Below are 25,484 nucleotides of genomic sequence, written 5' to 3'. Positions count from 1 at the left end.
AATTCCGTCTACGCTTGGGCGGCGCACTCCCCAGCTACCGCTGGGAGGTACCCCAGCCGTAGTCCGTCCGAGGAGCTGAGCACCCGATGTCCGCAGACCGCCCCACCCTGCCGCCGGTGCGGCTGCACTCCGAAGCGGAACTGGCCCGGGACGCGCTGAGCGCCCCCCTGATGGCCCGCGCCGCGAAGCTCGCCCGCTGGGCGGAGCGCGGCGTGCCGGTCGGCGTCGGCGGCGAGATCCTGGCGGAGCCACTGGCCGCCGCCACCCAACACCTCGGGCTGGCCGGCGACGAGGACGGCCCCGCCTACGCCGCCGAGGCCTGGCAGCTCGCGGTGGACACCGGTCTCGTGGAGATCGCGGAGACCGAGGAGAGCGAGGACGGCGCCGACCTGCCCGACGACGCCGCGGCCGGGATCGCCACCCCCGGTGAGGAGCTGGGCCTGCTCACCTCCGGCAGCCCGCAGGACGTCCTCGACATCTGGCTCGGCGGCATGGAGACCGTGCTCGCCGACGCGGCCGCCCCCGACCTCGCCGACCTCGCCGACCAGCTCACCGAGGGCGGCGAACTGGACCTGGACGCGCTCGACTGGAACCCCGAGGAGGAGGCCGAGCTGCTGGACGGCATCCTCGGCAACCTCTATCTGCTCACGGCCCTGAACGAGCGCCCTGACCAGGAGGTTCCGCTGCCCGCGCTGGCCGCCTCCATGATCGTCCCGGACGATATGGACGAGCCCACGGACGATGTCCTCGAAGAGGTCTCCGAGGCGATGATGCGTCTGGACGACCAGTTCCGGGTGCTGGAGCCGATCGGCCTGGTCGCCTACCAGCCCGTCGACGAGGCCCTCATCGAGGAGCTGGACGAGGACGGCGAGACGGCCCTCCCCCAGAAGCCCGGGGGGACCTCCGCCGATCCGCTGACCGACGAGGACGTCTCCCGTTACGGTCTGGTCCGCCTCACCCCGCTCGGTGTCTACGCCGTGCGCGCGCGGATGCTGGACGCGGGCGTACACGCCCCCGCGGTCGGCGACCTCACCGACAAGGGCGCCGATGTCCTCCTGGACGAGCTGCCCGACTACCGCGAAGCGCTCGCCCAGGCCGAGTCCGAGCTCTGGCTCGCCGCCCGTACGCCCCTGGACGCCGCCCGGGACCTGCTCACCGCCGCCCGTGGGGACGACGAGCGCGCCCCGCGGCGCCGGCTCGCCGCCCAGCAGACCCTCTCGCTGGTCTCGCCGGACGCCGAGGCCGCGCTGCGCGAGGTGCTCGACGACCGGCAGCTCGGCGGCCTGGCCCGGGTCTGGCTCGCCGAGCGCGCGCTGTCCGGCATCCCCGAGCCGTCCCAGGAGATGGTCTTCTGGCTGACGGTGGACACCCTCGCGGCCCAGCTGGACAGCGCCGACGAGGCCACGACCGAGCTGCGCGACCTGGTACAGGGCCTGACCGCACAGCACAGCGGGTTCTTCGACACCGCCTGGCGGGTGGACCACCCGGCCACCGCCGACGTCCTGGAGGCCATGGGCCGGCTGCACCCGGACAAGAAGGCCGCCAAGGAGGCGCGTAAGGCCGCGTTCAAGGCGCGCTCGCGACAGTCCGGCTGAGCACACCGCACGGCCGGACCCGGACGGTGCACCCGGGGGATGTCCGGCGGACCGGGGGCGCCCCCGGTCCGCCGGACACGCCTTTGTGCCGCGGTCTGTTTCTCCGGGCGGCCGCCCGACGGCCGGGGAGGCGCCGCCGCGTGCCAACCGCTTCCCGGATGTCGCATCGCGTTCAACTGGAGTTCGATGGCGCACGAGAGCGTGTGCCCGCAGGCAAGGGGAGAAGAATCCGGCCATCCAGGAGATGACAATGCCGCTCACCCGCAGAGACTTCGCCAAGCGTTCCGCCCTCACCGGTGCCGGGGTCGCCCTGGCCGGCAGCGTCGGCGTGCTGGCCACCGCGCCCGGAGCCATCGGCGCCGAGGCACCGGACGGCGGCCAGGAGGGCGCGGCGGACGGATCCGGCATCGGCTACGGCCCGCTGGTCGCGGACCCGGACGGCATCCTCGCGCTGCCCGCCGGGTTCTCGTACCGGATCATCACCCGGACCGGGGTCACCAAGCTCGACAGCGGTGAGTCCACCCCCTCCAACCACGACGGCACCGGCACCTTCGAGGGCCCCCGCGGCACCACCCTCCTGGTCAACAACCACGAGCTGAAGGGCCCGCGCGCCGACTGGCCGCACCCGGTGCCGCTGGCCGAAGGACTGGTCTACGACCCGGCGGCGTCCGGCGGCTGCACCGTCGTCGAGGTCGCCAAGGACGGCAGCCCGGTCGGCGAGTGGGTCGGCATCGCCGGTACCTCCACCAACTGCGCGGGCGGCACCACCCCTTGGGGCACCTGGCTCACCGGCGAGGAGACCGAGGACAAGGCCGGCGAGCACGGCATGACCAAGGACCACGGCTATGTCTTCGAGGTCGACCCCCACGACCGCCGCGCCGGCCGCGACCCCAAGCCCCTCAAGGCGCTGGGCCGCTACGCCCACGAGGCCGTCGTCGTCGACCCCAAGCGCGGCCACCTCTACCTGACCGAGGACGCCTCCGGCCCCAACGGCCTCTTCTACCGCTGGACCCCGCCGCACGGCTTCCGCCACGGCCGCGGCCGGCTGCGCTCCCTCGCCGCCGACTCCGGCGTACTGGAGGCGTTCAAGTGCTTCGACTCCGGCGGCCGGTTCGTCGACGACCTCTCCCGCGCCACCAAGACCGGCACCGTCTACGGCGTCGACTGGGTCGAGGTCCCCGACCGCGACGCCCGTAACGTCTCGGTGCGCAAGCAGTTCAAGGACGGCGAGATCACCCGCGCCCGCAAGCTGGAGGGCCTGTGGTGGGCGGACGGCGGCGCGTACGTGGTGTCCTCGTACGCCCGTGACGAGAGCCCGGTCCAGCACGACGGCCAGGTCTGGTTCTACGACCCCCGGCGGCGGACGCTGACGCTGAAGGTGCTGCTGGGCGTCAACCCCGACCCGTCGAAGGACGATGCGCTCGACGGCCCCGACAACATCACCGTCTCGCCCTACGGCGGGCTGATCATCGCCGAGGACGGCGAGGGCGTCCAGCACCTCTTCGGGGCCACCGACGACGGCCGGACCTACCCGATCGCACGCAACGAGCTCAACATCGGTACCGCGGCCGAGCCCGAGTTCAGCGAGTTCACCGGGCCGGTGTTCTCCCCGGACGGGCGGACGCTGTTCGCCAACATCCAGGAGCCCGGCATCATGCTGGCCATCACCGGGCCGTGGCAGCGGCAGCGGTAGCCGCACGGCGGGCGGCGGCTCAGCCGCCCGCCGCCGTCAGCAGGTAGTAGTCCAGCAGACCGGTCTCATACGCCGTCAGATAGCGGCGCGGCCACTCGTCGTCGTGGAGCTCCGGCTGCTGGGCCATATAGCGGTCGTAGGGCTCCCAGACCCCGTCGCCGATCGGCCGGACCCGCACCTCCCGCAGCCCCGCCGCGGTCAGTGTCGCGGCGACCTCGTCGACCACATGCGGGACGTCCAGGCCGTCGGCGTACGGGGGCAGCAGCTCGGGCAGGGCGCGGGCGGCCGCCCGGGTGCGGGCGAAGAAGGTGGTCAGCGCCAGCCGGCCGCCGGGGCGCAGCACCCGCGCGGCCTCCCGGGCGAAACCGGGCAGATCGCGGAAGTGCTGCGCCGCCTCGACCGAGAACAGACAGTCGACACAGCCGTCGGGGAGCGGGATGCGCTGGGCCGCGCCCAGGAGGAACTCCAGCCGGCCGGGGGAGTCCCCCAACGCGGCGAGCAGGTCCGCGTTGGTCTCCCGGGCACGGGCGATCTGGTCGGGGTGCGCGTCCAGCCCGATGACCGGCTCCAGTCCGAACTCCCGCAGCGCCAGCGCACAGCCCAGCCCGCGTCCGCAGCCGACGTCCAGGGCGGTGCGGCCCCGCGTCCGGTCGAAGGTTCCCAGCACCAGGCGGTAGAGGTCCTCCTCGCTGCGCACCCGGTCGGCCCGGGTCAGCTTGCGGTCCGCCGGGCCGGGCAGACCCGTCCAGTACCCGAAATTGATGAAGCCGCCGGCGAAGGCGGGGACGGTGCTGAGGTCGAACTCGCCGTAGACCCGCGCGACCCGTTCCGGAAGGTCCGGGGACGCTGGGCCGTCCGGGGGGTCCGCGGGGCCGGCCGGCGGCGGCTGCTGCGTCATCGAACGCTCCTCGTGCGTGCCGTGGGGGACATGCCGTGACGGGCTCTGCCGTGACGGGGCGAGGCGGCAGGGCGTGGCGGAGAGGGCGGGATCCGGGGGCCTGTGGCCGGGGGAGGAGAGGTTGCCGGGCTCGACGTCACGGACGACAACAATTCTCGATCCCGGTCCGTCGACGCACCAGGGAAGGGCATCCGTCGGCGGCGGCGCCGCGGGAGGGGGCGTCGCGGCGATGGTGCCGCGGGGAAGTGGCCGCGCGGGGCCGGCGGAGCCCTCCGAACGGCTCGCGCGGTGGCGGGGCCGGTGCCGCGTGGAGGAGGCGCGGCGGCCCGCTTCCCTGACGGCGGCGGGGCCGTCAGAGAAGCGGGGGCCGCCGGTTCACAGCGCCTGGGCGGCCGGCTTGATCATGCCGCGGACCGTGCGGGCGTCGACATACTCGCCCATCGCGGTCATCTCCCACTCGCCGGAGAACTGGCGGATGAGCTTGGCCATCAGCACGCCCGTACGGGGCTCCGAGTGGGTGAGGTCGAAGCGGACCAGCTCCTCGCCGCTCTGGGCGTCCAGCAGCCGGCAGTATGCCTTGGCGACATCGGAGAACTTCTGGCCGGAGAAGGAGTTCACGACGAAGACCAGGCCCGTCACCTCCGGGGGCAGCCCGCCCAGGTGGACGGTGATCGCCTCGTCGTCACCGGCGCCCTCACCGGTGAGGTTGTCGCCGGAGTGCTGGATCGCGCCGCCCAGGATCATCAGCTTGCCGAAGAAGCAGTTGTCGACCTTCTTGCGGTCCGGGCCGTAGGCGATGACCGAGGCGTCCAGGTCGATGCTCTTGCTGCGGAAGGCGGGCTCCCAGCCGAGGCCCATCCGCACCGAGCTGAGCAGCGGACGGCCGCCCTTGACCAGGGAGACGGTCTGGTTCTTCTGGAGGCTGACGCGGCCCTTGTCGAGGTTGATCTTGCCCGGGGCGGCGGCCGGGGCGGCAGCGGCGGGAGCCGGGGGTGCGACCGGGGCCGGGGCGCCGGTGGGCGGTCCCCACTGGCCCGCGGGTGCTGCGGGTGCTGCGGGCGCCGGGGCCGCGGCCGGGGGAGCGGGGGGCGCCTGCGGGGCGGCGGCCGGTGTGGCCGGTGCGGCCGGTTCCTCCACACTGACGCCGAAGTCGGTGGCGATCCCCGCCAGGCCGTTGGCGTAGCCCTGGCCGACCGCGCGCACCTTCCAGGCACCGGCCCGCCGGTAGATCTCGACGACCACCAGCGCGGTCTCGGTGCCGAGCTGCGGCGGGGTGAAGGAGGCGAGGACGCTGCCGTCGTCGGCATTGCGGACCGTGCCGGTCGGTTCGGTGCCGGCGAAGGTCGCGCCGGGGGTGTCCAGGCTCGCGGTGACCACGATCTTCTCGATGCCGTCGGGCACCGCGGCGGTGTCCACCGTGATGGTGTCGCCGCCGCCGGCCGCCGCGGAGTGCGTCACGCCCGGCCCGGCGGGCTGGTTGTAGAACACGAAGTCGTCGTCGGAGCGCACTTTGCCGTCGGCGGCCAGCAGCAGGCCCGAGACGTCCAGCCGCACGGGGGCGGTGACGTCCACCGCCACCCGCACGGCACTGAGCGGGAGGTTCGAGCCAGGAGTCATAGCGGTCATGCCGGGCTCAACGATCGGCGCGCCTTTGCGGTTCCATTACCTGCGGCCGGATGGCCGCCCGGCCCGTTCACCGGCGTTCGCGGGAGTTGCCGAAGAGCAGCCGGTAGGCGATCAACAGGACCAGGGCCCCGGCGATCGAGGCGACCCACATCCTCGGCTCGCCGAAGTCCTTCGGGATCGGCTCGTGCAGAAACTTGGTGGAGAGCCAGCCGCCGATGAAGGACCCCACGATGCCGATCAGGGTCGTGCCGATGACCCCGCCCGGGTCCCGTCCCGGCAGCAGAACCTTGGCGATGACGCCCGCGATCAGCCCGAGTACGAGCCAGCTGACGATGCCCATGATGCGTTCCTCGTTCCTGCGCGGAAGATTCGGTACGTAGACGAGGACGCCTGGTGGGCGACACGGGTTCCGTGGCATGTCCCGTGTGGTGACCGGTACGGCCGTGGGGCACGACGGTCAGTGCGGCCACCGGGGCGGGTCGGTGCAGAAGGATCCGCCGAGACGGGCATGGGCGGGGTTGCCGGGATCCAGGGCGCCCTGGGCGGCGATCAGCTCCGCCGCGTACGGCTCGGAGTCGTCCCGCGGGGTGTACCCCAGGGCGCGGGCGGTCGACAGGTCCCACCACAGACGGGTGTTGGCGGAGGAGCCGTAGACGACGGTGTGGCCCACGCCGGGCGCGGTGAGCGCGGCGTCCAGCAGCCGTGCGCAGTCGGCCGGGCTCAGCCAGATCGACAGCATCCGTACCGAGGTCGGCTCCGGGCAGCAGGAGCCGATCCGGACCGAGACGGTCTCGATGCCGTGCAGGTCCCAGTAGAGCGAGGCGAGGTCCTCGCCGAAGCCCTTGGACAGGCCGTAGTAGGTGTCGGGGCGGCGGGGCGTGCCGACGGGGATGGCGCCGGAGCCGTCCGCGGGGCGCGGGGTGAAGCCGACGGCGTGGTTGGAGGAGGCGAAGACGACCCGGCGGACCCCTGCCGCGCGCGCCGCCTCGTAAAGGCGGTAGGTGCCCTCGATATTGGCGCGCAGGATCTTCTCGAACGGGGCCTCCAGGGAGATACCGGCGAGGTGGACGATCGCGTCGACCCCGTCCATCGCCTCGCGCAGCGCCTCCGTATCGGCCAACTCGGCGGTGATCGCGTCCGGTTCGCCGTCGACGGGCCGCTGGTCGAAGAGGCGCAGCCGGTAGCCGTACGGCGGCAGCAGCGCGCGCATCAGGGTGCCGACGCCGCCGGCGGCGCCGGTGAGCAGGACGGTGCGGGGTGCGGTCATGGGCGGCGACTCCTCCGGCCGAGCGGCAAGGCCACGGGTGCGGACGTCATTCAGATGGATGGACAACGACCGTAGAAAGCCGGATCTTGGCCGGTCAAGACGCTTGACGGGTGGTGTGAAACGGCTTGTCGCACGGCGGTTGTGGGACCGTGGCCGGTGCGGTGCGGCTACCCTGGCGTGGCGCCGTTCAGAAATATGGGCGCCAATCATGAACGTGCACAGGCCTGCCAGGGAGCGCCCGTGACCTCAGCCCCTCCCCCCCGTCACCGCCGGGAGGCACTCCCGGCTCGCCGACCGCCTCGACGGACCGCTGTTCTTCCCCGTGACCGCGTACGGACCGGACGGCGCCCCGGACCCGGCCGCCTTCCGCGCCCATGTACGCGACGGCATCGACGCGGGCGCGGCCGCCGTCTTCGCCTGCTGCGGCACCGGCGAGTTCCCTGCGCTCACCCCCGGGGAGTTCGCGGACTGCGTCGCGGCCGCGGTCGAGGAGGCCGCGGGCCGGGTCCCGGTGATCGCCGGCACGGGCTACGGCACCGCGCTCGCCGTGCAGTTCGCCGGGCTGGCGCACGCCGCGAGCGCCGACGGGCTGCTCGCCCTGCCGCCCTATCTCGTCGTCCCCGGCCAGCAGGGCCTGTTGACGCACTACACCGCACTCGCCGCCGCCACCCCGCTCCCGGTCATCGTCTACCAGCGCGACAACGCCGTCTTCGCCCCCGCCACCGTCGCCGCCCTGGCGCGGACCCCCGGCATCATCGGCCTCAAGGACGGGGTGGGCGACCTCGATCTGCTCCAGCGCATCATCAGCACCGTCCGCACCGAGGTCCCCGAGGAGGACTTCCGCTACTTCAACGGCCTGCCCACCGCCGAACTCACCGCCCCCGCCTACCGGGCCCTGGGCGTCCACCGCTACTCCTCCGCCGTCTTCGCCTTCGCCCCCGAGATCGCGCTGGCCTTCCACCGCGCGCTGAACACCGGCGACGACACCACCGTGCAGCGGTTGCTCGACGGCTTCTACCGGCCCCTGGCCGAACTCCGCACCCAGGGCCACGGCTACGCCGTCTCGCTCGTCAAGGCGGGCGTACGCATGCGCGGCCGGGACGTCGGCCCGGTCAGGTCACCGCTCAGCGAACCGTCTCCTGCACATGTGAAGGAGCTGGCGGAGCTGGTCGAACGTGGCCTGGGGCTGGTGGCGGAGGGGGTGGAGGGTGGTGGGTGAGAGTGCGGTCTCGCGTTCCTGTGTCGTTGGTGGCGGTGGCGGTGGCGGTGGCGGTGGCGGTGGCGGTGCTTCGGTGCTGCGGCCGGCACCGTAGGGGACGCGCCGCGTCGGCATCGGGGACAACTCCGGGACGCAGCCCGTCTCCTGCCCGGGCCCACGGGGCAGGTCGGAATCCGGGGGCCCACTCACCCCCTACGGGCCTCCCGTACGGGCCCCTCACCCCTCGCCCGGCCGACCCCGCCCCCACGCCCCAGCCCTCACCCCGGCCGGACGAACCCGCACTCGTACGCGGCGATGACCGCCTGGGTCCGGTCCCGTACGCCGAGTTTGGCGAGCACGCCCGCCACATGTGTCTTGACCGTCGCCGGGCCCACCCCCAGCCGGTCCGCGATCTCGGCATTCGTCATGCCGGCCGTCATCAGGCGCAGTACCGCCCGCTCCCGCTCCGACAGCCGGGCCCGCAGCGTCCGCACCGCGTCGTCCGCGGCGCGCTGTGCCGCGTGCCGGGCGGCCAGTCGGCGCACCGCGGCCGGGAACAGCAGCGAGTCGCTGCGCGCCACCAGCCGTACGGCCTGTACCAGGTCCTCCACACCGGACCGCTTGAGCAGGAAACCGCTGGCACCGGCCCGCAGCGCGTCATAGACGTAGGCGTCGTTCTCGAAGGTCGTCACCACGATGATGCGCGGCGGCCGGTCCATCCCGGCGAGCACCTGCTCGGTCGCCCGGATCCCGTCGATCTCCGGCATCCGGACGTCCATCAGCACGATGTCCGGGCGCAGTTCACGGATCAGCGGTACCGCCTCGGCGCCGGTCGCCGCCTCGCCGACGACCTCCATATCGCCCTCGGCGCCCAGGATGGCGCGCAGCGCCGAGCGCACCATCTGTTCGTCGTCGGCGAGCACGATACGGAGGGGGCGAGGGACGTCCCCGTCATGGGCCCGCCGGTCGTCGTCCTGCGTCGTGGTCATGCCCCGCTCGCCCCCGTTCCCGGTTGTCGGCCGTGCTCCATCCGCCACCCGCTCCCCGGTCCCGCCCGGCCGCCGTGCTCCATCCGCCGCGCCGCTCCCCGTTTCCGGCCGTCGGTCGTGTGCCATCCGCCGCCCGCTCACCTTTCCCCCGTCCCCGTCCCTGTCTCTGCCCGCGCGCCCTTGCCCGTCCCCGTCTCTGCCTGTGTGCCCATGCCCGTCCCCGTCAGCGGCAGTCGGGCCGTCAGCCGCCATACGCCCTCCCGTTCCGCCGCCGTGGCCGCCCCGCCCAGCAGCCGTGCGCGCTCGGCGATCCCGCGCAGCCCGCGGCCCCCGCCCGGCCGGGCCGCCGCACCGGCCACCGCCCCCGCTACCGGATTCTCCACCCGTATCAGCAACTCGCCCTCCCGGACGCCGAGATGCAGCCGGACCGGCACCGGGCCGGCGTGCCGCAGGGCGTTGCTGAGGCCTTCCTGCACGATCCGGTAGGCCTCCCGGGAGACCACCGGCGCCAACCCCGCGAGCGGGCCCTCCACCGTCGCCTCGACCGGTACGCCCGCCGCCCGGGTGCGGCCGAGCAGCGCCTCCAGGCCGTCCAGCGTGGGCGCGGGCGCGGCCGGATCGCTGCCGTCCTCCTCGCGCAACAGGCCCAGGACGGTGTCCAGTTCGGCGACCGCGTGGCGGGTGGTCTCCTCGATGGCGGCCAGCGCCCGGCGGGCGAACTCCGGGTCCGTGTCCAGGACCCGGCGGGCCGCGCCCGCCTGGAGGGTGACCGCGCTCAGCGCATGTCCGACCGCGTCGTGCAGCTCGCGGGCCAGCCGGTTGCGGGACGCCAGCTCGGCGGCCCGGCGCTCGGCGGCTGCCAGCCGGTCGGCGGGTGTGGGACCCAGCAACACGGGGGCGACGCGGCCCAGCAGCACCCCCGCCCCCCAGGCCGTGCCCACCACCAGAGCCAGCAGCGCCAGCCCCGCGAGCGGGCCCAGCACGCCGTGGAAGAGGTCCGGCACCCCCAGAGCGGTGTGCCGCAGGGGGTCGGCGAACGGCAGCAACAGCAGCACCACCGCGGCCGGCGGCGCGGACAGCGTCATGCCGCTGACGATCCCCCCGGCCAGCAGATGCGCCACGAACCACAGCGCCGTGCGCCGTCGCGCCGCCCAGGAGACCGCCGGCCCTTCGGCCAGCCACTCCGCCGGCACCCCGCACAGCGACCGTACGGCGGCCACCTCCAGCGGCCGCAGCAGCGGGAAGAGCAGCGCGGCCAGGGCGGCCAGCGGCAGCGCACCGCCGAACGCGACGAACTGCCAGCCCACGTCGCGCAACGGGTCGGCGCCGTCCACGACCAGCGGCACGACGACCGAGGTCAGCAGGAAGAACGGCATCAACAGCGCGCCGCCCAGAACCAGATGGATCCAGCGCCGGCCCATCAGCGGCACCGCGCGGCCTCGCGTACGGCGAGGAAACGGGTCCCGGCCCCCGCCACCCTCGTCCCGACGCTCATCCGCACAGCGTAAGTGCCGCTCATCGGCGGTGGGGGTGGCTTCGGGGCGGCTGCCGTGGCGATCCGGGTGCTCATGGCGTCCAGTCTTCCGGCGGCCGGACCGCAGGGCCTCGGCCGCGCTGACGATCCTCCTCCGCCGTACGGGGGAGGAGGATCGTCAGCGCTCCGGCGCCCCCTCACAGCCGCCGGGTCGCCAGCGTCAGCCGGTCGCGGGCGTCGAACAGGGCTTCCTTGATCATCTGCTCGTGCCCCGGGGCCAGTCGGGCCACCGGCACCGAGCAGCTGATCGCGTCCCGCGCCGGGGTGCGGTAGGGGATCGCGACGCCGAAGCAGCGCAGGCCCAGCGTGTTCTCCTCCCGGTCGACCGCATAGCCCTGTTCGCGTACCGCGTGCAGCTCCTCGATCAGCTGCTCGCGGTCGGTGAGGGTGTGCTCGGTCAGCCGGTCGAGGGTGGGCGGCAGCATCGCCCGGACCTGCTCGTCGGTGTACGTGGCGAGCAGCGCCTTGCCCAGTGAGGTGGAGTGCGCGGGCAGCCGCCGGCCGACGCGGGTGAAGGGGCGGAGGTAGTGCTGTGACTGCCGGGTCGCGAGATAGACGACGTTGGTGCCGTCGAGCCGGGCGAGGTGGATGGTCTCGGTGGTGTCGTCGGAGAGCCGGTCCAGCGTCGGCCGGGCCGCGGCCACCACCTCGTCGCCGTCGAGGTACGAGGTGCCGACGAGCAGGGCGCGCACCCCGATGCCGTAGCGGGTGCCGGTCGCGTCGGTCTCGACCCAGCCCAGGTCGGCGAGGGTGCGCAGCAGCATGTAGAGGCTGGACTTCGGGTAGCCGACCGCTTCCTGGACCGAGGCAAGACTGTGCATACCGGGACGACCCGCGAAGTACTCGAGCAACTCCACCGTCCGCACCGCGGATTTGACCTGCGATCCACCGGTTTCGGCAGCTGACATCGCCCTTGACCCCTCTGTTCGGACCGCCATAGAGTCCCGCTTGTTGTTCATCATCTGGGACGGCGTTCACGATATCGAACGTGATCCGGTGTGCGGCAAGGCGCGGAACGACTCGGCAGCATCGCCCGGGAGGAATGCACGGTGGCAGCGACAGCAGCGGCACCAGTCTGGAGTGTCGACCCCCGAACCGGGAAGCAACGGGAACAGGTTGCGGTGGAGGCCACCGCCGACGAGGTGGACACCGCGGTCCGCACGGCACACGCGGCCCGTGGTGCGCTGGCCGACCGCACCGTACGCGCCGCCCTGCTGCGCCGCTCCGCCGATCTGCTCGACGAGGCGGGCGAGGCGGTCATCGAGGCCGCCGACGCCGAGACCGCGCTCGGCCCCGGCCGGCTCACCGGTGAACTCGCCCGCACCACCTACCAGTTGCGGGCCTTCGCGGACCTGGTGGAGGACGGCGCGTTCCTCGACGTACTGATCGACCACGCCGACCCCGGGCTCACCCCGCCCCGGCCCGACCTGCGCCGTTACAAGATCCCGCTGGGTCCCGTCGCGGTCTACGCCGCCAGCAACTTCCCGCTCGCCTTCTCGGTACCGGGCGGCGACACCGCCAGCGCCCTCGCGGCCGGCTGCCCGGTCGTCGTCAAGGCACACCCGGACCATCCGGCGACCTCCGAGCTGTGTGCCGCGCTGCTGCACCGCGCCGCCAGAGAGGTCGGCTTGCCGGAGGGCGTGATCAATCTGGTGCACGGCTTCCAGGCCGGTATCGACCTGGTGCGCCACCCGCTGATCAGCGCGGCCGGCTTCACCGGCTCGGTGCGCGGCGGCCGTGCCCTGTACGACGCGGCCGCCTCCCGCCCGCACCCGATCCCCTTCCACGGCGAGCTGGGCAGCCTCAACCCCGTCGTGATCACCGAGGCCGCGGCCGCCGAGCGCGCCGAGCAGATCGGTGCCGGGCTGGCCGGGTCGATGACCCTCGGCGTGGGCCAGTTCTGCGTCAAGCCGGGCCTGGTCCTGGCGCCCGGCGGCGAGACCGGCGACCGGCTGCTGACGGCGCTGACCGCGGCGGTCAGCGACACCGAGGCCGGGGTGCTGCTCGACCACCGGATGCGGGAGGCATTCCTCGACGGGGTCCGCACCCGCGCCGCGCTGCCCGGTGTCCACGCGCCGGTCACCCCCGGCGCGGGCAGCGAGCACACCGTCAGCGCCGGCTTCCTCGCCGTGCCCGCCGCCCACCTGGCCGCCGAAGGGCCGCACGACCTCCTCCTGGAGGAGTGCTTCGGCCCGGTCACCGTCGTCGCCCGCTACACCGACGAGGCCGAGATCGGGGCCGTGCTCGCCCGGCTCCCCGGCAACCTCTCCGCGACCCTTCAGCTCGGCGAGGCGGAGAGCGCCGGCACCGATGCCGCGGGCCGCGGCGCCCGGCTGCTGGCCGAGGTCACCCCGCTCGCCGGCCGGGTGGTCGTCAACGGCTGGCCGACCGGCGTCGCGGTCGCCCCCGCCCAGCACCACGGCGGCCCCTACCCGGCCACCACCTCCACCTCGACCTCCGTCGGCGGCAGCGCCGTGGAACGCTGGCTGCGCCCGGTCGCCTACCAGGACACCCCGCCGGCGCTGCTGCCGCCCGAGCTGCGCGAGGACAACCCGCTCGGTCTGCCGCGCCGGGTCGACGGCCGCGCCGAGGGCGCATAGCGGCCGTGCGCCCCGCTGCCGACGCCGCCCTCCAGGTCCGTGCCGCGACCGCCGTCGACCTGGCCGCGATCGCCGCCCTGCACACCGGTGCCCGCGCCGCCTACCACCGCGCCCGGTTCCCGGACCTGCCCTTCGACGTCCTTGCCGAACGGGCCCGCCGGCACGATGCCTGGTCACGCGACCTGAGCCGGGGCGACACCCTCGCGCTCTGCGCCGCCCGGCACGGCACGGTGGTCGGTGCGGCCTCCTACCGCCACCGCGCCGACCACCACCGGCCGGCCGTCACCCTCCAGCAGCTCCATGTCGACCCCGGCCACTGGGGCACCGGCGTCGGCCGCGCCCTGCACGGCGCCTGCCTCCGGGCCTGGCGCGCGGCGGGTTTCTCCCGGGCCGTCCTCGACGTGCTCTGGCACAACCACCGTGCCCGCGCGTTCTACACCCGGCTCGGCTGGCGCCCCGACCCGGACCGCCGCCCCGCTCCGGACGCCACCCACCTCACCCTGACGCTGGACCTCGCGACACCTCCGGCGGCACCGGCTCCGGGTGCACCGGCTCCCGCCGGGCGATGATCTGAAGCCGCTCGGCCGTCCGGCCGTCCAGCGTGGCGACCGACCCCTCCCGCTCCTTCACCACCGAGAAGCCCGCCTCCCGCACCAGCCCCCGCAGCCGCTCCGGCGGATGGTGCCGGAACACCCCGCCGTCGGGCGTCTCGAACACCCCGTACGTCCCGTACCGCTCCGCGAACCGCGCATACCGCTCCCGGTTGACCGCATCCCCCTGCAACGGCACATCGCTCAGATACAGCACCCCGCCCGGCCGCACCAGCCGCCCCAGCTCCCCGACGATCGCCGTCTGGTCCGCGTCCCGGGGAACACAGGTCAGCACCGCGAAGAGCAGCGCCGCATCAAAAGCACCGTCCCCGAACGGCAGCGGAAAACCGGGACAGCGCAGCAGCTCCAGCTCCGGATGCTCCCGCTTCCCCCGCGCGATCAGCGCCGCCGAGACATCCACCCCACGCACCGCGCGGTACCCGGCCCCGGCCAGCTCGGCGGTCAGCCGCCCGTAGCCGCATCCGTAGTCCAGCACCCGCGCGCTCCGCGGCACATACGCGTCCAGCAGCGCCGGGTCGAGCGGGTGGGTGAAGGTCTTGGCGGACCCGGTCGTCTCCCAGAACCCGAGAAATCCTTGTGACGAGGTCATGCCGGGACGGTACCCACGGAATAGCCCGCCGCCCACCGACGTTGCACCCCCGCACGTCCACCCCGAGGAAAGTCAGCTCATGCGCGTCGAAATCTGGTCCGATATCGCCTGTCCCTGGTGCTACATCGGCAAGGCCCGCTTCGAGGCCGGGCTTGCGGCCTTCGCGCACCGGGAGGGGGTCGAGGTGGTGCACCGCTCCTTCGAGCTGGATCCGAACGCGCCGGCCGCCACCGACATCCCGGTGGTCGAGATGCTCGCCACGAAGTACGGCGTGAGCCGGGCGCAGGCCGAGGCGATGGAGGCCCGGGTCGCCGAGGCGGCGGCGGGGGAGGGGCTGGCGTACCGGTCCGACCGGATGCACGGCAACACCTTCGTTCTGCACCGGCTGCTGCACCTCGCCCGGGAGCACGGTGTCCAGGAGGCGCTGCTCGATGCCTTCTACCGGGCCAACTTCGCCGAGGCCAGGCGGCTCGGTGATCCCGCTGTGCTCCGTGTGACCGCCGTCGGTGCGGGGCTGCCCGCCGAGGAGGTCGCGCGGGTGCTGGCCGACCCCGAGGCGTATGCGGAGGAGGTGCGCGCCGAGGAGCGGGAGGCCGCGGAGCTGGGTGCCACGGGGGTGCCGTTCTTCGTCATCGACCGCCGGTACGGCATCTCCGGCGGGCAGCCCGCCGAGGTCTTCCGGGAGGCCCTGGAGCGTGCGTACGCCGACGGGGCGGAACCGCTCCGGGCGGCCGGGGACGGCGGGGACGCCGGGGTGTGCGGGGACGACGGCTGCGCCGTGCCCGGGAAGTGAACCGGGGCCGGTCCGCCCGCACCCCCGTGACCTGCGCCGATAAGGAGCTGTTGCGGGCCGGCCGAGCACCTGCGCCATGGACGTGGCGTGCGGGGCCGAGCAGAGTGGGGACATGCATCGACGTGAGCCACTCGGCGGGGCCGAATTCGTGCCCGAGACGACCTTTCTGAACACCGCCTCCAGCGGACTCCTCCCGCGGCGCAGCGCCGACGCCCTGCGCGCGGCCCTGGAGGAGTCCGCCTCCTACGGCACCATGGGCCGCGACTACTTCGCCGCCGCCACCGCCTCCCGCGCCGCCTTCGCCCGGCTGCTGGACGTGCCCGCCGAGCGGGTCGCCCTCGGCAGTTCGGTCTCGGTGCAGTCCGCGTTCGTCGCCGCCACGCTCCCGGAGGGCGCCGAAGTACTGGCCCCCGAGGGCGACTTCAGCTCCCTGGTCAATCCGTTCGCCGCCCACCCGGGCATCAAGCTGCGCACCGTGCCGCTGGAGGCGCTCGCCGACGCCGTGCGCCCCGGCACCGCGCTGGTCGCCTTCAGTGCCGTGCAGTCGCTGGACGGCCGGATCGCCGACATGGCGGCGGTGCGCGAGGCCGCCCGGGCCCACGGGGCGCGTACCTACCTCGACATCACCCAGGCCGCCGGCTGGCTGCCGCTGCGCGCCGCCGACTTCGACTTCGTCGTCGCCGGGGCGTTCAAGTGGCTGCTGTGCCCGCGCGGGGTGACCTTCATGGTGTTCGGCGGGGACTACGGGCGGGGCGAGGAGTGGCCGGCCGCGCTGCATGCGGGCTGGGTCGCGGGGGAGGACATCGGCGAGTCCAACTACGGGCTGATCCAGCCGGCCGGCACCGCCCGGCGCTTCGACGAACCGTACGCGTACTTCTCCTACGTCGGCGCCGAGCAGTCCCTCGGCCTCCTGGAGGAGCTGGGATTGGAGACCATCCACGCCCACAACACCGCGCTCGCCGACCACTACCGTGCGGGGCTGGCCGAGCGGGGGCTGACGCCGCGGCCCGCGCCCGGTTCGGCGATCGTCTCCACCCCCGGGATCGCGGACGCGGAGGACCGGGCCGCCGCGGCGGGGGTGCGGATCTCGGTGCGCGGCGGGCTGCTCCGCGCGGCCTTCCACCTCTACAACTCGACGGATGACGTGGACCGGTTGCTGGCCCTGCTGGGGTAGCGCGGCCGGGGAACAGGGGGCGGGTGGGGGCGTACGGCAGCTGATGTAATGGGCAACGATCTTGTTCCGGACAGCAGGGAAAGGCCCCCAGTGACCACCGCGTTCGACCCGATAGACCTCGCCGGCACCCCGCTCGCCAACCGCCTCGTCATGGCCCCGATGACCCGCAACCGCGCCACCGCCGAGGGCGTCCCGACCCCGTCGATGGTCCGCTACTACACCCAGCGGGCCTCCGCCGGACTCATCATCACCGAGGCCTCGCAGACCGAGCCGGTCGGCCGTGGTTACCCGCTCACTCCGGGACTGCACACCCCGGAGCAGGTCGCCGGATGGCGCCGGGTCACCGACTCCGTGCACGCCGCGGGCGGCAAGATCTTCGCCCAGCTGTGGCACGGCGGCCGTATCGGTCACCCGGTGCTGCTGCCCGACGGCCTGGTGCCCGCCGCGCCCTCCGCGGTCGCCGCGGCCGGCCAGGGCTTCACCCAGGACGGCCCGACGGACTTCGTCACCCCGCGCGAGCTGACCGACGAGGAGATCCACCGGACCATCGAGGGGTTCGCGGCCGCGGCCCGCAACGCCCTGGAGGCAGGGTTCGACGGTGTGGAGCTCCATGGCGGGAACGGCTATCTGATCCACCAGTTCCTGGCGCCCAACACCAACCGGCGCACGGACGCCTGGGGCGGCTCCGACGAGGCCCGCGCCCGCTTCGCCATCGAGGTCGTCAAGGCCGTCGCCGCCGCGGCCGGTGCGCACCGCACCGGTCTGCGGCTGTCGCCCGGCAACCCCTTCAACGACATCGACGAGCCCGCGCCGGAGGCCACCTACACGGCCGTGGTCGAGGCCGTCGCCCCGCTGGGCCTGGCCTATCTGCACACCTGCGATGTGCTCGACCTGGAGCTGCTGGCCCGGCTGCGCAAGCGCTTCGGCGGGACGTTCCTGCTCAACCCGGCCACCGAGGGCCGGCCCACCGGTCCCGAGGAGCTGTCTCTCGTCGAGGAGGGCGAGGCCGATCTGCTGGCGTACGGCGCACTGTTCCTCGCCAACCCCGATCTGCCCCGGCGGCTGGCGCTCGGCGGCCCCTTCAACACCCCGGACCGGGCGAGCTTCTACGGCGGTGACGACTCCGGCTACCTCGACTACCCGGCGCTGGAGGCCTGAGGAACCGGCCGCCGGGTGCGGGCGCCCGGTGGGGCCCCGCGCACCGGCCGGTGAACACGGCGCGGCCGCCGCACAGACCTGCTGTGCGGCGGCCGCGCCACCGGTGCGAACGTCCCCTAACGCACCGGAGTGAAGTCGCGGGCCCCGATGTATTCCGGGCGCCGGACCGGTGCCGCGAACGGCTCCACCGCTTCGTTCTCCACGCTGTTGAAGACGATGAAGACATTGCTGCGCGGGTAGGGCGTGATGTTGTCGCCCGAGCCGTGCATCGCGTTGCAGTCGAACCACGTCGCCGAGCCGGCCTGACCCGTGAAGAGGCGGATCCCGTGCTTGTCCGCCATCTTCGTCAGGACCTCGTCCGACGGGATGCCCGCGTCCTGCATCTGGAGTGACCGCTTGTAGTTGTCCTTCGGCGTCTCGCCCTCACAGCCCACGAAGTGCTGGTGCGAGCCGGGCATGATCATCAAGCCGCCGTTGGTCTCGTAGTTCTCCGTCAGCGCGATCGAGACCGACACCGTGCGCATGTTCGGCAGCCCGTCCTCGGCGTGCCAGGTCTCGAAGTCGGAGTGCCAGTAGAAGCCGGAGGCACCGAAGCCCGGCTTCACATTGATCCGCGACTGGTGGACATACACGTCCGAGCCGAGGATCTGGCGGGCCCGCCCGACCACCCGCGGATCGGAGACCAGCTTGGCGAACACCTCGCTGATCTTGTGCACCTCGAACACGGTCCGTACGTCCTGTGACTTCGGCTCGACGATGGAGCGCGGGTCGGCGCGCATCGTCGGGTCGAGCACCAGCCGGTCCAGTTCGGCGCGGTACACCGCGACTTCTTCCGGCGTGAGCAGTTCCCCGATGGCGAAAAAGCCGTCGCGTTCGAAGTCGCTCAGCTCGGACGGCTCGAAGGGGCCGGCCGTTCCGGGCTGCGACCACACCACCGGGTCCTTCCGCGGGGTGATGACCTCAGCGGTCCCACGGGTCGGGTACAGGTCGGCGGTGCGCTCGGGTGCGGTGGTCATGGTGTTGCCTTCCTCTCCTCTCGTACGGAATCTGGCTTACGTGCGTGTGCGTGCCTCCTGGGCGCTGCCGGACGGGGCAGCGGGCGGGCGGCGCCTCAGACCGTCTCGGGCTCAGACTCCGGTTCGGTGAGAAGCGGGTAGACCCCGTTCTCGTCGTGGTCCTCGCGGCCGGTGACGGGCGGGTTGAAGACACACACGCAGCGGAAGTCCTCCTTGATCCGCATGGTGTGCTTCTCGTGCCCGTCGAGCAGGTACATCGTGCCCGGCGTGATGGTGTATTTCTCGCCGGTCTCATCGTTCGTGAGCTCGGCCTCACCCTCTACGCAGAGTACGGCCTCGATGTGGTTCGCGTACCACATCGACGTCTCGGTCCCGGCGTACAGCGTGGTCTCGTGCAGCGAGAAGCCGACGCGCTCCTTGGCGAGCACGATGCGCTTGCTCTCCCAGGTGCCGGACTTGGCCTTGACGTGGCGGTCGGTGCCTTCGATGTCCTTGAAGGATCGGACGATCACGGTGACTCGGTGCCTTTCTGTGGAACGGTAAGGATCTCTGGGGCCGTTGGGCCGATCAGGCGCAGTCGCGGACCGCGCGGGCGAGGATGCGGAGTCCCTCGTCCAGTTCCTCGGGGGTGGTCGTCAGTGCGGGGAGCAGTTTGACGACCTCGCTCTCCGGGCCGGAGGTCTCGATCAGCAGGCCCAGCTCGAAAGCGCGGGCTGCGATCTTGTCGGCCAGGGGCTTGGGGGTGCACTCCAGACCCCACACGAGACCGCGGCCGCGGTACTCGACGATGGTGTCCGGGTGCTCCTCGGCGATCGCCTTCAGGTGTGCCTCGACGATCTCACCGCGGGCGAGAGTCTGCTTCTCCATCTGGCCGTCGGCCCAGTAGGTGTCCAGCGTCGCGGCGGCGGTCACGAAGGCCGGGTTGTTGCCGCGGAAGGTGCCGTTGTGCTCGCCCGGCTCCCAGATGTCCAGCTCAGGCTTGAACAGGGTGAGCGCGAGCGGCAGCCCGTAGCCGCTGATGGACTTCGAGACGGTGACGATGTCCGGCACGATGCCCGCCTCCTCGAAGGAGAAGAAGGCACCCGTACGGCCGCAGCCCATCTGGATGTCGTCGACGATGAGCAGCATGTCCCAGCGCTCGCACAGCTCGGAGAGGGCGCGCAGCCACTCGGCACGGGCGACGTTGATGCCGCCCTCGCCCTGGACCGTCTCGACGATCACGGCCGCGGGCCGGTTCAGACCGGAGCCCTGGTCCTCCAGCAGCCGCTCGAACCACAGGAAGTCCGGGTAGGTGCCGTCGAGGTAGTTGTCGAACGGCATCGGGGTGCCGTGCACCAGCGGGATACCGGCGCCGGCCCGCTTCATGGAGTTACCGGTGACCGCGAGGGCGCCCAGCGACATGCCGTGGAAGGCGTTGGTGAAGGACACGATCGACTCGCGGCCCTTGACCTTACGGGCCAGCTTGAGCGCCGCCTCGACGGAGTTGGCGCCCGTCGGGCCCGGGAACATGACCTTGTAGGGCAGGTCACGGGGCCGCAGGATGATGTTCTGGAACGACTCCAGGAAGGCCCGCTTGGCCGTGGTGGACATGTCCAGGCCGTGGGTGACGCCGTCCCGCTCGATGTAGTCGATCAGGGCGCGTTTGAGGACCGGGTTGTTGTGGCCGTAGTTGAGCGACCCGGCCCCGGCGAAGAAGTCGAGGTAGGTGTGGCCGTCCTCGTCGGTCATGCGGCTGCCCTGCGCACGGTCGAAGACGGTGGGCCAGCTACGGCAGTAGCTGCGCACCTCCGACTCCACGGTCTCGAAGACGCTCAGATCGGGCTGGGTGATGGTCACAGCATGCTCCTGGGAGATGAGTGGCGAAAGGATGAGAAGTCTGTAGGGGGCTGGGCGGTGCCGGCGGTGTCACGGGGGTGTGGTGCCGGGTCCCGCATGACCGCTGCGGCGTCGTCGCCGCGCGGTCCTGGGTGCGTCAGGAGTGCCCCGTGCGGGCCGGTGGCTCGAACGGGCCGATGAGGTGCAGCACCTCCGGCTCGTGGCCCTGCTCCGGGAACAGCCCCGCGTCAAAGAGCACCTCGCTCTTGAGAGGCACTGAGTGCCGCTCGGCGAAGGACGCGAACAACCGGTTGGATGCGGTGTTGTCGGGGGTCACGGTGGTCTCGACGAAACGTACGCCCAGCTCGTCCCTGGCCCGGGCGGCGAGCCCGTCCAGGAGTGCGGCCGCCAGTCCCTGCCCACGGTGCGCGTCGTCGACGGCGACCTGCCAGACGACGAGGGTCTCCGGGCGCTCCGGGCGGAGGTATCCGGTGATGAAGGCGGCCGGCTCGCCCTCCGCGTCGCGCGCGACGACGGAGGTGGCGGCGAAGTCGCGACACCACAGGAGGTAGCTGTACGAGGAGTTGAGATCCAGCGCCTTCGAGTCGCGGGCGATGCGCCAGATCGCGGCTCCGTCCTCCACGCGTGGGGTGTCGAGCTTGAAGCCCTCCGGAAATTCTCTGATATCGCTTCGGGCACCTGCATGGTCTGCTTGTGCGGCGGTCATGGGAATTAAATTTACCCAGGGAAAAAGGAAATTGCATCGCGAGCAGGGGTTACGGAAGCGGCCGAGATGTGTTATCGCGCGGGGGCGCCCGTACGCGCGATGCCACCGCGAGATGTCCCGATTTGACCAGGAAGTTCGGGGCGAAACGGACACGTTGTGTAGTCGGTCACAGCTCCGTAACGCCCATGAGATCCGTCCGAATTACGGAACTTGCCACTAGCAAAATCTTGGCGTTTGAGCTGCGGAAAAGCGGGCAGAAGAATACGGGAAGCTGTACTTCTGAGGAATTGGGAATTCGCCGCCGGAAGGTCTGGCGCAGGCCCATGGAAACCTGTGCGGCAACACCGTGACAAGACCCGCGAGAACATGCGCGAGGCGATCTGCCGGAAGGTTGCGCGAAACGTACGCAGAGTTGCCGGGAACGCGCGGAGAACCGTGCGGCGCGGGTGGCGGAAGCCACACGGAGAGTGCACGGAGAAAAGTCCCGGCGGAAAAGTCCTTGCGGGCGCCCGGTGCCCCGCGAAACGGCCGGGGAAAGGTGACCGCGCACCCGGCGCGACCGCCCCGGCCACCCGCCGTGCCACGCCGCCTACAGTGCCGGTATGACGTCCATGAGTGAAGGTGCGGTGCTGCACCTCAAGGGGAGGGTCCTCGTCGGACCGGACGACGTGCGCGACGAGCTGTGGGTGGTCGGCGGCCGGGTGACCTTCGACCGGCCGGTGATGGCACGGGATGCCACCACCGTGACGGGCTGGGCCCTGCCGGGCCTGGTCGACGCCCACTGCCATGTGGGCCTGGACGCCCACGGCCCGGTGGACGCCCCCACCAGCGAAAAGCAGGCGCTCACCGACCGTGACGCCGGCACCCTGCTGATCCGCGACGCCGGGTCCCCCTCCGACACCCGCTGGGTCGACGACCGCGAGGACCTGCCGCGGATCATCCGCGCCGGCCGCCACATCGCCCGTACCAAGCGCTACATCCGCAACTACGCGCACGAGATCGAGCCGGAGGACCTGGTCGCCTATGTCGCCCAGGAGGCCCGCCGCGGCGACGGCTGGGTCAAGCTCGTCGGTGACTGGATCGACCGCTCCACGGGCGATCTGGCGGCCTGCTGGCCCCGGGGAGCGGTCGAGGCCGCCATCGCCGAGGCCCACCGGCTGGGCGCCCGGGTGACCGCGCACTGCTTCGCCGAGGACACCCTCGCCCCGCTCGTCGAGGCCGGTATCGACTGCATCGAGCACGCCACCGGGCTCACCGAGGAGACCATCCCGCTGTTCGCCGAGCGCGGTGTGGCCATCGTTCCCACGCTCGTCAACATCGCCACCTTCCCGCGGCTCGCGGACGGGGGCGCGGCGAAGTTCCCGCGCTGGGCGGACCACATGCGGCGCCTGCACGACCGCCGCTACGACACCGTCCGGGCGGCCTACGACGCCGGAGTGCCCGTCTTCGCCGGTACGGACGCCGGCGGCTCGCTCGCCCACGGTCTGGTCGCCGAGGAGGTCGTCGAGCTGACCCGGGCCGGTCTGCCCGCCGTGGCGGCCCTCTCCGCGACCACCTGGGGCGCCCGGGACTGGCTCGGCCGCCCCGGCCTCACCGAGGGCGCCCCGGCGGACCTGGTGGTCTACGAGAGCGATCCGCGCGCGGACGTCCGGGTGCTGGCGGCACCGCGCCGGGTGGTGCTGCGGGGGCGGATCGTGGGGTAGCCGCCGGGGTGACCCGGTGAACCGGCCCGGTCAACGCGGGTCACCCGGGAGGTGGGGCGGCTGGGGCGCCGGTGGTGCCCCGTGTCGCAGGAATCGAATACAGGCACGGAAACCACCCATTGGGATGAACTGACGCCACGTGGCTGCCCGTTCACCCTCGGTACGGACACGATGTGCGGGTCGATGCCGTCGGCCCGCGCGATGTCCCCCATTGGCGCGACCGGCGGCTCCATTTCTCCTGTGAGGGTTCCACACACGTGTCCACCAGTCCCACCAGCTCCTTCGGCATGCCCCGACGCCTCGCCGCGACCCTCGTCGCCACCGCGCTCACGGCCGGTCCCGCCGTCCTCCTCGGCGCCGTCCCCGCGCATGCCACCGGAGACCATGGCACGGCCCGCGGCACCGCCGACGCGGTCGTGCTGCGCACCGGCGTGAACGTCGGGCTGCTCAACAAGACGGTCGATGTCCCGCTGAACGTCGCCCTCAACGAGGTGCACGCCCCCGCCTCGGCCAACAAGACCGCGCTCACCGTCAAGCTCGACGGCATCGACCACGGCAGGCCGTTCAGCGTGCTGCGCGCCGACGCCGCGACCGCGCGGGCCACCGCCGACCGCCGTGCGGCCGAGGGCTACGCCAACCTCGTGCGGGCGAAGGTGCATCTGCCCGGTCTGCCGCTGCTGTCCGTGATCGAGGTCCAGCAGGTCACCGCCAAGGCGGTCTGTGCGGCGGGCGCACGGCCCCGGGCCGAGTCGAACGTGCTGGGCACCGTGCGCGTCCTGGGCCAGAAGGTCACGCTCACCGCGGGCGGCACCACCAAGGTCAAGGTGCCGGGGGTGGGCCAGGTGCGGCTCGACCTGTCCAAGAAGAACGTCACGTCCAAGGGCGCCGCGGCCACCGCCCTCGACCTCGATGTCTCCGTCAACCCGCTGAAGCTGAACGTCGCCGACGTGCACGGCCGGGTCACGCTGGCCAAGGCCACCTGCACCACGCCGCGCGGCAAGGCGCCCGAGGACAACGGCTCCGGCGGGACCGGCGGCGGCCAGACCGGCGGCGGCACCGAGCCGGCCGGCGGCAAGGGCACCGAGGTGTCCCGGACGGGCTCCGGGCCCAGCACCCAGAACCTCGCGGAGACCGGCGGCAGCTCGGCCACCCCGTACCTCGCCGGCGGCGCCGGGCTGCTGCTCGCCGCGGGCGCCGGTGCGATGGTCTTCGCCCGCCGGCGCCGCAGCGCCGCACCCGAGGGCCGCGGCTGACCGACCCCGTACGCCGCGCCGGTGCTGTGGGGGCGTCGCGCGCGGCGTACGGCCCGGGGTGTGCCGTACGGGCCGCGGACCGTACGGCACACCCCACCCTCGCCCGGAAGCCCCGCGAAAGCGCGGTCGGGCCGCGGGAGACCGTCGCGTCTGCCCTACCCGAGCACCTCGCCCAGCGCCGTCACGAAGCGGTCCGTCGTGGCCCGGTCGCGCACCGCGAGCCGCAGCCAGTCGGGGCCCAGGCCGGGGAAGGTGTCACCACGGCGCACCGCGAAGCCGCGGTCCCGCAGCGCGGCCCGCACCCGGTCCGCTTCCGGCAGCCGGATCAGCACGAACGGGCCCGCCGCCGGCCCCGCCGCCCGGAGCTGCCGGAACTCGCCCAGCCGGGCCAGCAGATGGTCCCGGTCCACGGCGATCCCCTCGGCCGCCGTGGCCGCCTCCGCCAGCGCCCGCGGCGTACAGCACGCCTCGGCGGCGGCCAGCGCGGGACTGGAGACGGGCCACAGCGGCTGGGCCCGCTCCAGGGCGGCGACGGTCTCCGGGTCGGCCAGCACATAGCCGATCCGCAGCCCGGCCAGCCCCCAGGTCTTGGTGAGGCTGCGCAGCACCACCAGCCCCGGCAGATCCGTGCGCCCGGCCAGCGCCGCCCGCTCACCGGGCACCGCGTCCATGAACGCCTCGTCCACCACCAGCGTCCGGCCCGGCCGCGCCAAGGAGGCCAGCACCTCCGCGGGGTGCAGGACCGAGGTGGGGTTGGTGGGGTTGCCGACGACGACCAGATCGGCGTCCTCGGGCACCGCGGCCGGGTCCAGCCGGAAACCGTCCCGCGCGTCGAGCAGCACCCGCCCGACCGCGTGTCCGGCGTCCCGCAGCGCCGCCTCGGGCTCGGTGAACTGCGGATGCACCACCACCGGACGGCGGGCCGGCAGGGCGCGCGCGAGCAGCACGAACGCCTCGGCGGCCCCCGAGGTGAGCAGCACCCGGTCGGTGGGCAGCCCGTGCCGCGCCGCCACCGCCCGGCGGGCCGCACGGCCGTCGGGGTACGCGGCGAGACCGTCCAGCGACGCGGCGATCCGGGCCTTGAGCCAGGCCGGGGGAGTGCCGGTACGGACATTGACCGCCAGATCCGTCAGCCCGGCGTCCGCGCCCCGTACCTCGGCGTCGCCGTGATGCCGCAGATCGGGTTCGTGCCCGGCGGCCGGGCCGGGGTCCGGGAGCGGGGCGGCCGCGGTGTGCGGGGGCATG

Annotated in this window: 22 protein-coding genes and 1 pseudogene; 10 read left to right on the top strand and 13 right to left on the bottom strand. The window is 73.0% G+C overall.

Features of this window, described 5'->3' with window-relative positions:
- Positions 1 to 86 precede the first annotated feature (86 nt).
- The gene (locus TU31_RS33335) at positions 87 to 1,595 is read left to right on the top strand and encodes a hypothetical protein (protein ID WP_042161670.1); all 1,509 of its coding nucleotides are present in this window, start codon (positions 87 to 89) and stop codon (positions 1,593 to 1,595) included.
- 250 nt (positions 1,596 to 1,845) lie between these two features.
- The gene (locus tag TU31_RS33330; protein ID WP_042161668.1) at positions 1,846 to 3,288 is read left to right on the top strand and encodes an alkaline phosphatase PhoX; all 1,443 of its coding nucleotides are present in this window, start codon (positions 1,846 to 1,848) and stop codon (positions 3,286 to 3,288) included.
- A gap of 19 nt (positions 3,289 to 3,307) precedes the next feature.
- Here the strand turns inward: TU31_RS33330 and TU31_RS33325 are convergent, their stop codons facing one another.
- From TU31_RS33325 to TU31_RS33310, 4 genes are all read right to left on the bottom strand, one after another.
- On the bottom strand, positions 3,308 to 4,186 hold the full coding sequence (locus TU31_RS33325) for a class I SAM-dependent methyltransferase (RefSeq protein ID WP_042161666.1): 879 nt from the start codon (positions 4,184 to 4,186) through the stop codon (positions 3,308 to 3,310).
- A 375-nt stretch (positions 4,187 to 4,561) separates the two neighbouring features.
- Positions 4,562 to 5,803: a TerD family protein gene (locus TU31_RS33320; RefSeq protein WP_042161664.1), complete on the bottom strand. Its 1,242-nt coding sequence runs from the start codon at positions 5,801 to 5,803 to the stop codon at positions 4,562 to 4,564.
- 76 nt (positions 5,804 to 5,879) lie between these two features.
- Positions 5,880 to 6,152 (bottom strand): GlsB/YeaQ/YmgE family stress response membrane protein, encoded by a 273-nt coding sequence (locus tag TU31_RS33315; protein WP_042161662.1) that lies wholly within the window; start codon positions 6,150 to 6,152, stop codon positions 5,880 to 5,882.
- A 117-nt stretch (positions 6,153 to 6,269) separates the two neighbouring features.
- Positions 6,270 to 7,079, bottom strand: coding sequence for an NAD-dependent epimerase/dehydratase family protein (locus TU31_RS33310; protein ID WP_042161659.1), 810 nt, complete (start codon positions 7,077 to 7,079; stop codon positions 6,270 to 6,272).
- A gap of 286 nt (positions 7,080 to 7,365) precedes the next feature.
- Here TU31_RS33310 and TU31_RS33305 point away from each other — a divergent pair.
- Positions 7,366 to 8,298 (top strand): annotated as a pseudogene (locus TU31_RS33305) (5-dehydro-4-deoxyglucarate dehydratase); the annotation flags it as partial.
- Positions 8,299 to 8,555: 257 nt separating this feature from the next.
- On the opposite strand, the gene TU31_RS33300 reads toward TU31_RS33305, so the two are convergent.
- The 3 genes from TU31_RS33300 to TU31_RS33290 all read right to left on the bottom strand — a co-directional run bounded on the left by TU31_RS33300 (position 8,556) and on the right by TU31_RS33290 (position 11,708).
- On the bottom strand, positions 8,556 to 9,266 hold the full coding sequence (locus TU31_RS33300; protein WP_042161654.1) for a response regulator transcription factor: 711 nt from the start codon (positions 9,264 to 9,266) through the stop codon (positions 8,556 to 8,558).
- A gap of 137 nt (positions 9,267 to 9,403) precedes the next feature.
- Positions 9,404 to 10,687 (bottom strand): sensor histidine kinase, encoded by a 1,284-nt coding sequence (locus TU31_RS33295; protein ID WP_245698954.1) that lies wholly within the window; start codon positions 10,685 to 10,687, stop codon positions 9,404 to 9,406.
- A gap of 250 nt (positions 10,688 to 10,937) precedes the next feature.
- Positions 10,938 to 11,708: an IclR family transcriptional regulator gene (locus TU31_RS33290; protein ID WP_042161652.1), complete on the bottom strand. Its 771-nt coding sequence runs from the start codon at positions 11,706 to 11,708 to the stop codon at positions 10,938 to 10,940.
- Between the two features lie 141 nt (positions 11,709 to 11,849).
- Between TU31_RS33290 and TU31_RS33285 the strand changes: the two genes are divergently transcribed.
- Both TU31_RS33285 and TU31_RS33280 read left to right on the top strand, forming a co-directional pair.
- Positions 11,850 to 13,400 carry an aldehyde dehydrogenase (NADP(+)) gene (locus tag TU31_RS33285; RefSeq protein ID WP_078886092.1) on the top strand — a complete coding sequence of 517 codons (1,551 nt, stop codon included), beginning with the start codon at positions 11,850 to 11,852 and terminating at the stop codon, positions 13,398 to 13,400.
- A 5-nt stretch (positions 13,401 to 13,405) separates the two neighbouring features.
- Complete coding sequence (locus TU31_RS33280; RefSeq protein WP_042161648.1) at positions 13,406 to 13,969, top strand: GNAT family N-acetyltransferase; 564 nt, start codon at positions 13,406 to 13,408, stop codon at positions 13,967 to 13,969.
- Here the strand turns inward: TU31_RS33280 and TU31_RS33275 are convergent.
- A complete protein-coding gene (locus TU31_RS33275; RefSeq protein ID WP_042161646.1) occupies positions 13,896 to 14,600 on the bottom strand; it encodes a class I SAM-dependent methyltransferase in 705 nt (234 codons plus the stop codon). The two genes, TU31_RS33280 and TU31_RS33275, sit on opposite strands and share 74 nt — an antisense overlap.
- A gap of 79 nt (positions 14,601 to 14,679) precedes the next feature.
- On the opposite strand from TU31_RS33275, the gene TU31_RS33270 reads away from it, so the two are divergent.
- The 3 genes from TU31_RS33270 (at position 14,680) to TU31_RS33260 (ending at position 17,725) form a co-directional block, all read left to right on the top strand.
- Positions 14,680 to 15,393, top strand: a complete 714-nt coding sequence (locus TU31_RS33270; RefSeq protein ID WP_042161644.1) for a DsbA family oxidoreductase — start codon at positions 14,680 to 14,682, stop codon at positions 15,391 to 15,393.
- 112 nt (positions 15,394 to 15,505) lie between these two features.
- Positions 15,506 to 16,567 carry an aminotransferase class V-fold PLP-dependent enzyme gene (locus TU31_RS33265; RefSeq protein ID WP_042161827.1) on the top strand — a complete coding sequence of 354 codons (1,062 nt, stop codon included), beginning with the start codon at positions 15,506 to 15,508 and terminating at the stop codon, positions 16,565 to 16,567.
- 90 nt (positions 16,568 to 16,657) lie between these two features.
- The gene (locus tag TU31_RS33260) at positions 16,658 to 17,725 is read left to right on the top strand and encodes an alkene reductase (RefSeq protein ID WP_042161642.1); all 1,068 of its coding nucleotides are present in this window, start codon (positions 16,658 to 16,660) and stop codon (positions 17,723 to 17,725) included.
- Positions 17,726 to 17,841: 116 nt separating this feature from the next.
- Here the strand turns inward: TU31_RS33260 and thpD are convergent, their stop codons facing one another.
- The 4 genes from thpD to ectA all read right to left on the bottom strand — a co-directional run bounded on the left by thpD (position 17,842) and on the right by ectA (position 21,283).
- Positions 17,842 to 18,741 carry an ectoine hydroxylase gene (gene thpD / locus TU31_RS33255; RefSeq protein ID WP_042161640.1) on the bottom strand — a complete coding sequence of 300 codons (900 nt, stop codon included), beginning with the start codon at positions 18,739 to 18,741 and terminating at the stop codon, positions 17,842 to 17,844.
- 95 nt (positions 18,742 to 18,836) lie between these two features.
- Positions 18,837 to 19,253 (bottom strand): ectoine synthase, encoded by a 417-nt coding sequence (locus TU31_RS33250; RefSeq protein ID WP_018091828.1) that lies wholly within the window; start codon positions 19,251 to 19,253, stop codon positions 18,837 to 18,839.
- 55 nt (positions 19,254 to 19,308) lie between these two features.
- Positions 19,309 to 20,577: a diaminobutyrate--2-oxoglutarate transaminase gene (gene ectB, locus TU31_RS33245; protein ID WP_042161636.1), complete on the bottom strand. Its 1,269-nt coding sequence runs from the start codon at positions 20,575 to 20,577 to the stop codon at positions 19,309 to 19,311.
- Between the two features lie 136 nt (positions 20,578 to 20,713).
- Positions 20,714 to 21,283: a diaminobutyrate acetyltransferase gene (gene ectA / locus TU31_RS33240; protein ID WP_042161633.1), complete on the bottom strand. Its 570-nt coding sequence runs from the start codon at positions 21,281 to 21,283 to the stop codon at positions 20,714 to 20,716.
- A gap of 611 nt (positions 21,284 to 21,894) precedes the next feature.
- Here ectA and TU31_RS33235 point away from each other — a divergent pair.
- On the top strand, positions 21,895 to 22,986 hold the full coding sequence (locus tag TU31_RS33235; RefSeq protein ID WP_042161631.1) for an amidohydrolase family protein: 1,092 nt from the start codon (positions 21,895 to 21,897) through the stop codon (positions 22,984 to 22,986).
- A gap of 287 nt (positions 22,987 to 23,273) precedes the next feature.
- Positions 23,274 to 24,239 carry an SCO1860 family LAETG-anchored protein gene (locus tag TU31_RS33230; protein WP_042161825.1) on the top strand — a complete coding sequence of 322 codons (966 nt, stop codon included), beginning with the start codon at positions 23,274 to 23,276 and terminating at the stop codon, positions 24,237 to 24,239.
- A 155-nt stretch (positions 24,240 to 24,394) separates the two neighbouring features.
- Here TU31_RS33230 and cobC read toward each other — a convergent pair whose 3' ends face one another.
- On the bottom strand, positions 24,395 to 25,483 hold the full coding sequence (cobC, locus tag TU31_RS33225) for an Rv2231c family histidinol phosphate aminotransferase CobC (RefSeq protein WP_042161629.1): 1,089 nt from the start codon (positions 25,481 to 25,483) through the stop codon (positions 24,395 to 24,397).
- Position 25,484: the final 1 nt, after the last annotated feature.

The organism is Streptomyces lydicamycinicus (assembly GCF_000829715.2).
Classification (GTDB): Bacteria; Actinomycetota; Actinomycetes; order Streptomycetales; family Streptomycetaceae; genus Streptomyces; species Streptomyces lydicamycinicus.
The sequence above is the reverse complement of the archived record's forward strand: the minus strand, read 5'-3'. Positions and strand labels throughout refer to the sequence as shown.

Bases quoted from the DNA above. Each gene is read 5' to 3' on its own strand.
- TU31_RS33300 (WP_042161654.1), bottom strand. From the start codon at position 9,266: ATGACCACGACGCAGGACGACGACCGGCGGGCCCATGACGGGGACGTC.
- TU31_RS33230 (WP_042161825.1), top strand. From the start codon at position 23,274: ATGCCCCGACGCCTCGCCGCGACCCTCGTCGCCACCGCGCTCACGGCC.
- ectA (WP_042161633.1), bottom strand. From the start codon at position 21,283: ATGACCGCCGCACAAGCAGACCATGCAGGTGCCCGAAGCGATATCAGA.
- thpD (WP_042161640.1), bottom strand. From the start codon at position 18,741: ATGACCACCGCACCCGAGCGCACCGCCGACCTGTACCCGACCCGTGGG.
- TU31_RS33310 (WP_042161659.1), bottom strand. From the start codon at position 7,079: ATGACCGCACCCCGCACCGTCCTGCTCACCGGCGCCGCCGGCGGCGTC.
- TU31_RS33275 (WP_042161646.1), bottom strand. From the start codon at position 14,600: ATGACCTCGTCACAAGGATTTCTCGGGTTCTGGGAGACGACCGGGTCC.
- TU31_RS33235 (WP_042161631.1), top strand. From the start codon at position 21,895: ATGAGTGAAGGTGCGGTGCTGCACCTCAAGGGGAGGGTCCTCGTCGGA.
- TU31_RS33270 (WP_042161644.1), top strand. From the start codon at position 14,680: ATGCGCGTCGAAATCTGGTCCGATATCGCCTGTCCCTGGTGCTACATC.
- TU31_RS33315 (WP_042161662.1), bottom strand. From the start codon at position 6,152: ATGGGCATCGTCAGCTGGCTCGTACTCGGGCTGATCGCGGGCGTCATC.
- TU31_RS33290 (WP_042161652.1), bottom strand. From the start codon at position 11,708: ATGTCAGCTGCCGAAACCGGTGGATCGCAGGTCAAATCCGCGGTGCGG.
- TU31_RS33320 (WP_042161664.1), bottom strand. From the start codon at position 5,803: ATGACTCCTGGCTCGAACCTCCCGCTCAGTGCCGTGCGGGTGGCGGTG.
- TU31_RS33265 (WP_042161827.1), top strand. From the start codon at position 15,506: ATGCATCGACGTGAGCCACTCGGCGGGGCCGAATTCGTGCCCGAGACG.
- TU31_RS33325 (WP_042161666.1), bottom strand. From the start codon at position 4,186: ATGACGCAGCAGCCGCCGCCGGCCGGCCCCGCGGACCCCCCGGACGGC.
- TU31_RS33295 (WP_245698954.1), bottom strand. From the start codon at position 10,687: ATGGGCCGGCGCTGGATCCATCTGGTTCTGGGCGGCGCGCTGTTGATG.
- TU31_RS33330 (WP_042161668.1), top strand. From the start codon at position 1,846: ATGCCGCTCACCCGCAGAGACTTCGCCAAGCGTTCCGCCCTCACCGGT.
- TU31_RS33335 (WP_042161670.1), top strand. From the start codon at position 87: ATGTCCGCAGACCGCCCCACCCTGCCGCCGGTGCGGCTGCACTCCGAA.
- cobC (WP_042161629.1), bottom strand. From the start codon at position 25,483: ATGCCCCCGCACACCGCGGCCGCCCCGCTCCCGGACCCCGGCCCGGCC.